The following is an 8,285-nucleotide window of genomic DNA, read 5'->3' as shown; positions in this document are numbered from 1 at the left end:
CGAAGGGCGAGATCATCGCCCGGCCGATCAAGTCCAACTTCCGTGAGGGCCTGTCCGTGCTGGAGTACTTCATCTCCACCCACGGTGGCCGGAAGGGCCAGGCGGACACCGCGCTGCGGACGGCCGACTCGGGTTACCTGACCCGGCGTCTGGTCGACGTCTCGCAGGACGTCATCATCCGCGAGGAGGACTGTGGCACCGAGCGTGGCCTGACCAAGGTGATCGCCGAGGAGGGCCGGACCGGCAAGCTGGTCGCCGCCCGCAACGTGGAGACCGCCGTCTACGCCCGGACGCTGGCCACCGATGTGGTCACCGCCGAGGGCAAGGTGCTGGTGCAGGCCGGGGTCGACCTGGGCGACGTCAACATCAAGAAGCTGCTCAAGAACGGCATCACCGAGGTCAAGGTGCGTTCCGTGCTGACCTGTGAGGCGGCGTCCGGTACCTGCGCGATGTGCTACGGCCGCTCGCTGGCCACCGGCAAGCTGGTCGACGTCGGCGAGGCGGTCGGTATCGTCGCCGCGCAGTCGATCGGTGAGCCCGGCACCCAGCTGACCATGCGTACCTTCCACACCGGTGGTGTGGCTGGTGACGACATCACCCAGGGTCTGCCGCGCGTGGTCGAGCTGTTCGAGGCCCGGCAGCCCAAGGGCAAGGCGCCGATCGCCGAGGCCGCGGGTCGCGTCCGGATCGAGGAGGGTGACCGCAACCGCAAGCTGATCATCGTCCGCGACGACGGCGAAGAGGATCTGGAGTACGTGCTGCCGCGCCGGGTTCGCCTGGAGTGGGAGGACAACAACGGCCTCCGGCATTCGACCGCCGACGGCGATCACCTGCCGGCCGGTGCCCAGCTCTACGCCGGCACCCCGGATCCGCAGGACGTCCTGCGGGTGAGCGGTCTGCGCAAGGTGCAGGAGCACCTGGTCGAAGAGGTGCAGGCGGTGTACCGCACGCAGGGTGCGCCGATCCACGACAAGCACATCGAGATCATCATCCGGCAGATGCTGCGCCGGATCACGGTGATCGAGTCGGGTGACACCTCGATGCTGCCCGGTGAGCTGGTCGACCGGAACACCTTCGAGACCCAGAACCGCCAGATGGTCACCGAGGGTCGTATGCCGGCCCAGGGCCGTCCGGTGCTGATGGGCATCACCAAGGCGTCGCTGGCCACCGAGTCGTGGCTGTCGGCGGCGTCCTTCCAGGAGACCACCAAGGTGCTCACCGATGCGGCGATCCACGCCAAGTCGGACAGCCTGGTGGGTCTGAAGGAGAACGTCATCCTGGGCAAGCTGATCCCGGCCGGCACCGGCCTGGAGCGGTACCGCAACATCCGGGTCGAACCGACCGCGGAGGCCCGGGCGGCTGCCTACGAGCTCAGCTACGACCCGTACGACTACGACATCGCCAGCAGTGGCATGAACGTGTCGCTGGACGAGTTCGACATCGGCGACCTGCGCTGAGTGATCGCTGACGAACGGCCCCGGGGATTCCCCCGGGGCCGTTTGCCGTGTTCACCCTGTAGGGCCCGATGGCTGAGCGGATAGGGTGCTCGTCGTGTTTCCGGTGATCATGCTGCGACGAAGTTGGCTGATTGCGGCACCCCTGTGGCTGGCGGCCGCAGGTGGGCTGCTCTGGGCGGCATTCGAATGGAGCTGGTGGGACTGGATGCGCTCGCTGGTGATCGTCTTCGCCACAGCAGTCGTGCTGGTGTCCATCGGTACGTTCTTTGCTGGCCTGGTGGTGCTGACCCGCGATGGATTCTGGATTCCGGGGCAAGGCCGGGGACGATGGAGCGACGTCATCGATCGTGACGGCTACACCCTGACCATGCGGGTCAGCGAGCTTGACGGCAGCCCGAAGGAAGTCCTCTTCGACCGCGTGGAGCAGTGGCCGGCGACTGGGCGGCACCTTGACCTGCTCGTGCCCAAGGACCTCCCGGGCCTCGACTCGGCGCAGCCGCACCCCGAGTTCGTACGCCGCCTGGACGAGTGGGTCGATCAACTACTCGCTGGTCTGCGCCAGCGCTGCCAGCCACCCGACTACGCCCGGGTTTGGATGCTGCCGAGCCGGGACGACGGGCATCGGATCGTGGTGCGTTTCGCGCCGACCGCGGCGGGCAGTCGTGTCGAGCTGTGCGTCACCGAATCCGAGGAGTTTCCTGAGATCAAGGTGGACGAGTGCTTCGCTCTTGAGGAGATGCAGGAGTATGAGTGGGAGGAGGACGCCTACGACTCCGTCGACTTCGCCGACGGCCGTGGGTTGCGGAGGGTGATCGCGGTGCTCGCTGCATTGTTCCAGGACGTCCCGCGGACGCCGATCCCGTCCTGGCAGATCGTGGACGCGGACGGCGAGACGGTCCAGTTCTATCCAGACAAGTTGATGAAGTGAGGTCAACCCAGATAGGCACACTCACTGACCGGCTAGCCGCTCGGGTATCACCCGCACGTAGGCTGTGACAGTATTCTCCACCTCCGGCCCGAACATGATTCGCACATCGTGCTTGCCCTGGGTGGGCTGGATCGCCGAGTTCGTATAGGTAATGCCGGTCGAGCAGGCAATGGTGCCCGAACTGACCTCATGGCCATCCACTGAAACTCGATGGGTAGTCGCCAGGTCCCCACCGCCCAGGCATTGGCCACTTGCCACCCACTAGCAGAATCAGACTGAGGACGAGGCGTCGACCCATGTCCGCCATCCTTCATTGGCCTGCCGATACTTGATTGTCCCGGTTTGGAGGGGCGTCGTCGAGCAATTCGCATTGACGCGGCACTTACGAGGATCACGCCTGCTTCCGCTTCGACTCCAGCTACAACCTTGATGGATGCGGTTGAATTGATCGAGCGACTGAATCTGCTTGTGACTGGCCCTTTGCCATTCGTTGCTGTGGCAACACCCAAGAACGGCATGTATGTATTGGTGGCTGTGAGCGAATAGTCCGCCTTTCCACGCAGCACGCCATTGGCAAAGCTTCCCCGGATGTCCGATCTGCGCCCATGCCGGAGTGGTGATCAACTGGGCCGCCCGGCGGAAGATCTTCTTCACCCACTCGGGGCCCGCCGCGACAAGCTCGACCCCGCCGAGCTTGTCCGCGACACCCAGCCCCTCCAGAGCCGGCTCGCCGGGCTCGCCCGCAACACCACCCTCAACCGCCAAGCCGCGCCGGCCGTGGCGGTGTTGTCGGCTTAAGCTGGCGACATGAAGATCGTTGCGCATAGCGACCACGCCGGGGTGGAGCTTCGGTTGGAGATGGTCGAGCAGGCTCGGGAGATGGGGCACGAGGTGGACGACCTCGGCCCGGCGGTGGGCGAGAAGGTCGACTACCCGTACGCCGGGGCGGTGGTCGGGCACAAGGTGGCCGCCGGCGAGTACGACTTGGGCATCCTGGTCTGCGGTACCGGGGTTGGCATCTCGATGGCGGCGAACAAGGTCGCTGGCGCGCGTGCGGTGGTCTGCTCGGAGCCGTACACGGCCCGGCTGTCGCGCCAGCACAACGCGTCCAACATCGTCGCGGTGGGTGAGCGCGTGGTGGGGCCGGGGGAGGCCCGGATGATCGTCGAGGCCTTCCTGACCACCGAGCCGGCCGGCGGGCGGCACGCGCAGCGGGTCGAGATGCTGAAGGCGCTCGACGGCGACATCAGCCTCGAGGACCTGCGCAAGATGGGGCCCGCCTGTACCGGCTGAGTAGGTCGCGCGAACGCCCGTCCGAACGGGGTGCGCTCGGCGATGAGCCGTGTCACCGATTCTCCAAAGAAGCCGTTCTTACGGTGCTATCGTCCTGCTCGTGACGCAACTACGGATCTCTGAGGCTGCGTCTCTTCTCGGGGTCAGCGACGACACGGTGCGTCGCTGGGCCGAGCAGGGGCGTCTCAGCCTGTCTCAGGACGCATCGGGACGCCAGGTCGTCGCCGGTGCGCAGTTGGCTTCGCTCGCCCAGGAGCTGGCGAGCAATACCGATGCGCTGGACCCGGCGGCGGGGCATCGCTCGGCGCGCAACCACTTCACCGGCCTGGTCACCAAGGTCACCTCGGACGTCGTGATGTCCCAGGTCGAGTTGCAGTGCGGACCGTTCCGGGTCGTGTCGCTGATCTCCACCGAGGCCGTCCGGGAACTCGGGCTCGAGGTGGGCTCGCTGGCGACCGCCGTGGTCAAGGCGACCAACGTGACTGTGGAGGCGTTTCGATGAAGAAGCTGGTGGGCGTGATCATCGCCCTGGCGCTCGGCTTGGCGGCGAGCGGTTGTGGTAGCAGTGGTAGCCCGGCATCGAGCGAGAAGACCGTGCAGGTGTTCGCCGCCGCGTCGCTGAACAAGGTGTTCACCGAGCTGGGCGGGAAGTTCGAGGCGTCCCATCCGGGGGTGAAGGTGAAGTTCAACTTCGACGGCTCCTCGGGCCTTGTTGATCAGCTCAAGGGTGGCGCCAAGGCCGACGTCTTCGCCTCGGCCGACGAGAAGAACATGGCCAACGCCGTCGACGCCAAGCTGACCACCGGCTCCCAGACCGTCTTCGCCCGCAACGTGCTCACCCTGGTGACTGCGCCCGGCAACCCGAAGAAGATCACCGGGCTCGACTCCTCGCTGGACGGCAAGAAGCTGGTCGTCTGCGCGCCCGAGGTGCCCTGTGGCAACGCCACCAACCAGTTGGCCGAGAAGCTGGGCGTCACGCTGAAGCCGGTCTCGCAGGAGAGCAAGGTCACCGATGTGCTCGGCAAGGTCACCTCGGGTGAGGCCGACGCCGGCATCGTCTACGTCACCGATGCCAAGGGTGCCGGTGGCAAGGTGGAAACCGTTGCCATCAAGGGCTCCGATCAGGTCGTGAACAACTACCCGATCTCGGTGCTGGCCAGCGCACCGCAGCCCGACCTGGCCGGCGAGTTCGTGACCCTGGTCACCTCGCAGGCCGGCAAGGACGCCCTGAGCGCGGCGGGCTTCGTCACTCCGTGACCCGTCCCGTGCCCCGCTGGATCGGGGTACTCGCCGTGATCGGGGGCCTGCTGCTCGGCGTGCCCCTGCTGGGTTTGCTGGTGCGCGTCCCGTGGTCGCAGGTACCGGTGCTACTGGCCGGTTCCGCGGCCCGGGACGCGCTCGTGCTCAGCTTGCAGACGTGCCTGGCCAGCACCCTTCTTTCCCTTGTCCTGGGCCTGCCGGTGGCACTCGTGCTGTCCCGGCTGCGCGGCCACTGGGTGGCTGTCGGACGAGTGGTGGCGACGGTGCCGATGGTGCTGCCGCCGGTGGTCGCCGGCCTCGCGCTGCTGGTCACCCTCGGACGCCGCGGGCTGGTCGGCCAGGTGCTCAGCCTGGGCGGCATCGAGATCGGCTTCACCACCGCCGCGGTGGTGATCGCGCAGACCTTCGTCGCGATGCCGTTCCTGGTCGTCGCCGTCGAGGGTGCGCTGCGCAGCATCGACGGCGACGCCGAACTGATGGCCGCCACGCTGGGCGCCGGGCCCTCCCGGGTGCTGTGGCAGGTGACGCTGCCGGCGCTGCGTCCGGCGATCGTCTCCGGCGCCAGCCTGGCCGCCGCTCGGGCACTGGGGGAGTTCGGGGCCACCATCACCTTCGCCGGCTCGCTGCAGGGCACCACCCGCACGCTGCCGTTGGAGATCTATCTGCAACGCGAGGTCGACACCGACACCGCACTGGCGCTGGCGGCGGTGCTGATCGCGCTGGCCGCTCTGCTGGTGCTGGGCGCCACCCTGCTGAACCGGGGGCGGACGGCATGACCGGTCTGGAGGTCGAGGTCGACCTGCCCGGGCGCGGCGTCCGGCTGGAGCTGAGCGTGGCGCCGGGGGAGACCTGTGCGCTGATCGGGCCCAACGGCGCCGGCAAGTCGTCGGTGCTGGAGTCGGTGATCGGCGTGCTCGCGCCGGCGTCGGGTCAGATCCGGTTGGGCGGACGCATCCTCACCGGCCCGGGCGTGAAGGTGCCGGTGCATCGCCGACGGGTCGGCTGGCTGGCGCAGCGCCCGCTGCTGTTCGAGCACCTCACGGTGCGCGACAACGTCGCGTTCGGCCTGGTCGCGAACGGGCAGCGGCGCACCGACGCCCGGCGGCGAGCGCTCGACGAACTCGAACTGGTCGGTGCCCGGGAGTTGGCCGATCGGCGTCCGAGCCAGCTCTCCGGCGGCCAGGCGCAGCGGGTGGGCATCGCCCGAGCACTGGCCGCCGAACCGGACGCCCTGCTGCTCGACGAGCCGCTGGCGGCGATCGACGTCCAGGGTGCGGCCGAGATCAGGCAGGTGCTGGCGCAGCGGTTGCAGGCGCTGGCGTTGCCGGTGCTGCTGGTCACCCATGACCTGATCGACCTGTGGCGCCTGGCCGACCGCGTGGTGGTGCTCGCCGACGGGCGGATCGTCGAACAGGGCAGCGTCGCCCAAGTGATGCGGCGTCCGCGCAACGACTTCCCGGCCAGCCTGGGTGGTCGGAACCTGATCTCGGGCATCGCTGCAGGATCGGAGTCGATGCACGCCGACGGCCTGGTGGTACACGGGATTCCCGATGCCTCGCTAGGCACGGGTGCGCGGACGCTGGCGCTGATCGAACCCGCCGCTATCGCCGTCCACCGGAACCATCCGGAGGGCAGCCCGCGCAACGTGTGGCCGGCAGAAGTCACCGCTGTGGAGCCTCGCGGGGACGCAGCCCGGCTGGTCTGTGCAGCGTCCGGACAGATCCTGACCGTCGATCTGACCGCCGCCGCGGTGGCTGAGCTCGCCCTGGTACCGGGCGCCCCGGTCTGGCTTTCGGTCAAGGCCAGCCAGGTGCTGCTCTACCCCCGCTGATCACACCGCCAGCATCGACCGCTCGCCGAACTACTTAGCGCTCGCTGAACTCGGCGAGCCCCAAATAGTTCGGCGAGCGCCTGGGGAGGGTGGCTGCTTTTGCACTGACGAACGGCAGCGGGTAACCTTGGTGGTTGTGTTCGGGCGACCGAACCATCCGTGTGTGCCCGTCGCGACGACTTTCCGTCTGTGACGCGACACCCCAACAGCGAATCACGTTCGCCAGGACGTGCCTTCAACCACGACGGAAAGTGATACCAGCCGGTGCCCACCATCCAGCAGTTGGTCCGCAAGGGCCGCACTGACAAGGTCAGCAAGAACAAGACGCCCGCGCTCAAGGGCTCCCCGCAGCGCCGTGGCGTGTGCACGCGTGTGTACACCACCACCCCGAAGAAGCCGAACTCCGCGCTGCGCAAGGTGGCTCGCGTCCGGCTGTCCTCCGGTGTCGAGGTGACCGCGTACATCCCCGGCGTGGGCCACAACTTGCAGGAGCACTCGATGGTGCTGGTGCGCGGCGGCCGTGTGAAGGACCTGCCCGGCGTGCGCTACAAGATCATTCGCGGCTCGCTCGACACCCAGGGTGTCAAGAACCGCAAGCAGGCTCGCAGCCGTTACGGCGCGAAGAAGGAGAAGTAATGCCGCGCAAGGGCCCCGCACCGAAGCGCCCGGTCGTCGTCGACCCCGTCTACGGCTCGCCGCTGGTTTCGCAGCTGGTCAGCAAGATCCTGCTCGACGGCAAGAAGACCGTCGCGCAGAACATCGTCTACTCCGCTCTTGAGGGCACCCGGGCCAAGACCGGCGTTGACCCCGTGCAGACCCTCAAGAAGGCCCTGGACAACATCCGCCCCGCCGTCGAGGTGAAGAGCCGCCGTGTCGGTGGCGCCACCTACCAGGTGCCCGTCGAGGTGAAGCCCGCTCGCGCGACCACCCTGGCGATGCGCTGGCTGGTGAGCTTCTCCCGCGCCCGTCGCGAGAAGACCATGACCGAGCGGCTGATGAACGAGCTGCTGGACGCGTCCAACGGTCTCGGCGCCTCGGTGAAGCGCCGCGAGGACACGCACAAGATGGCCGAGGCCAACCGCGCCTTCGCCCACTACCGCTGGTGATCTGAGGCTCTCCGCCCCGCGAACGGGACCCGTTCCGGGGGGAGGGCTTCTCGCCTGCCCGCCCACAGACAACACATCAAGACCTGAGGAACCCTAAGTGGCGATCAACGTGAACACCGACCTGGCCAAGGTGCGCAACATCGGCATCATGGCCCACATCGACGCGGGCAAGACCACCACCACCGAGCGCATCCTGTTCTACACCGGCATCACCTACAAGATCGGTGAGGTGCACGACGGCGCCGCCACGATGGACTGGATGGAGCAGGAGCAGGAGCGCGGCATCACCATCACGTCGGCCGCGACGACCTGTTTCTGGAAAGACCACCAGATCAACATCATCGACACCCCGGGCCACGTCGACTTCACCGTCGAGGTGGAGCGCTCGCTGCGCGTCCTGGACGGCGCTG

At 67.6% G+C, this 8,285-nt stretch carries 11 protein-coding genes and 1 pseudogene; 11 read left to right on the top strand and 1 reads right to left on the bottom strand.

From position 1 onward, the window contains the following. Nucleotides 1-1,457 (top strand): annotated as a pseudogene (locus tag Q0066_RS11635) (DNA-directed RNA polymerase subunit beta'); the annotation flags it as partial. 94 nt (nucleotides 1,458-1,551) lie between these two features. Continuing rightward, nucleotides 1,552-2,385 (top strand): hypothetical protein, encoded by an 834-nt coding sequence (locus Q0066_RS11630; protein WP_298133065.1) that lies wholly within the window; start codon nucleotides 1,552-1,554, stop codon nucleotides 2,383-2,385. Between the two features lie 21 nt (nucleotides 2,386-2,406). Here the strand turns inward: Q0066_RS11630 and Q0066_RS11625 are convergent, their stop codons facing one another. Continuing rightward, a complete protein-coding gene (locus tag Q0066_RS11625) occupies nucleotides 2,407-2,586 on the bottom strand; it encodes a hypothetical protein (protein WP_298133063.1) in 180 nt (59 codons plus the stop codon). Nucleotides 2,587-2,973: 387 nt separating this feature from the next. On the opposite strand from Q0066_RS11625, the gene Q0066_RS11620 reads away from it, so the two are divergent. From Q0066_RS11620 to Q0066_RS11580, 9 genes are all read left to right on the top strand, one after another. Further along, nucleotides 2,974-3,183 carry a hypothetical protein gene (locus Q0066_RS11620; protein ID WP_298133061.1) on the top strand — a complete coding sequence of 70 codons (210 nt, stop codon included), beginning with the start codon at nucleotides 2,974-2,976 and terminating at the stop codon, nucleotides 3,181-3,183. 9 nt (nucleotides 3,184-3,192) lie between these two features. Continuing rightward, entirely contained in the window at nucleotides 3,193-3,678 is a 486-nt protein-coding gene (gene rpiB / locus Q0066_RS11615; protein ID WP_298133060.1) for a ribose 5-phosphate isomerase B, read from the top strand. A gap of 100 nt (nucleotides 3,679-3,778) precedes the next feature. Beyond that, on the top strand, nucleotides 3,779-4,180 hold the full coding sequence (locus Q0066_RS11610; RefSeq protein WP_298133057.1) for a TOBE domain-containing protein: 402 nt from the start codon (nucleotides 3,779-3,781) through the stop codon (nucleotides 4,178-4,180). Then, complete coding sequence (gene modA, locus Q0066_RS11605) at nucleotides 4,177-4,935, top strand: molybdate ABC transporter substrate-binding protein (protein ID WP_298133056.1); 759 nt, start codon at nucleotides 4,177-4,179, stop codon at nucleotides 4,933-4,935. Before Q0066_RS11610 ends, modA begins: the two co-directional genes overlap by 4 nt. Beyond that, nucleotides 4,932-5,714: an ABC transporter permease gene (locus Q0066_RS11600; RefSeq protein ID WP_298133054.1), complete on the top strand. Its 783-nt coding sequence runs from the start codon at nucleotides 4,932-4,934 to the stop codon at nucleotides 5,712-5,714. Before modA ends, Q0066_RS11600 begins: the two co-directional genes overlap by 4 nt. Further along, nucleotides 5,711-6,769, top strand: coding sequence for an ATP-binding cassette domain-containing protein (locus Q0066_RS11595; protein WP_298133052.1), 1,059 nt, complete (start codon nucleotides 5,711-5,713; stop codon nucleotides 6,767-6,769). The genes Q0066_RS11600 and Q0066_RS11595 overlap by 4 nt, the downstream gene beginning before the upstream one ends. A 264-nt stretch (nucleotides 6,770-7,033) precedes the next feature. Beyond that, nucleotides 7,034-7,405: a 30S ribosomal protein S12 gene (gene rpsL, locus Q0066_RS11590; RefSeq protein WP_020488528.1), complete on the top strand. Its 372-nt coding sequence runs from the start codon at nucleotides 7,034-7,036 to the stop codon at nucleotides 7,403-7,405. After that, entirely contained in the window at nucleotides 7,405-7,875 is a 471-nt protein-coding gene (gene rpsG / locus Q0066_RS11585) for a 30S ribosomal protein S7 (RefSeq protein WP_298133051.1), read from the top strand. The genes rpsL and rpsG overlap by 1 nt, the downstream gene beginning before the upstream one ends. Nucleotides 7,876-7,972: 97 nt before the next feature. After that, nucleotides 7,973-8,285, top strand: a 313-nt coding sequence (locus tag Q0066_RS11580) for a GTP-binding protein (RefSeq protein ID WP_298133050.1), incomplete at its 3' end; no start/stop codon positions are given.

It is taken from the genome of Micropruina sp., from assembly GCF_027492755.1.
Classification (GTDB): Bacteria; Actinomycetota; Actinomycetes; order Propionibacteriales; family Propionibacteriaceae; genus Micropruina.
The sequence above is the reverse complement of the archived record's forward strand: the minus strand, read 5'-3'. Positions and strand labels throughout refer to the sequence as shown.

Coding starts and splice junctions, on each gene's coding strand:
- rpsG (WP_298133051.1), top strand. CDS start 7,405: ATGCCGCGCAAGGGCCCCGCACCGAAGCGCCCGGTCGTCGTCGACCCC.
- rpiB (WP_298133060.1), top strand. CDS start 3,193: ATGAAGATCGTTGCGCATAGCGACCACGCCGGGGTGGAGCTTCGGTTG.
- modA (WP_298133056.1), top strand. CDS start 4,177: ATGAAGAAGCTGGTGGGCGTGATCATCGCCCTGGCGCTCGGCTTGGCG.
- Q0066_RS11620 (WP_298133061.1), top strand. CDS start 2,974: ATGTCCGATCTGCGCCCATGCCGGAGTGGTGATCAACTGGGCCGCCCG.
- Q0066_RS11595 (WP_298133052.1), top strand. CDS start 5,711: ATGACCGGTCTGGAGGTCGAGGTCGACCTGCCCGGGCGCGGCGTCCGG.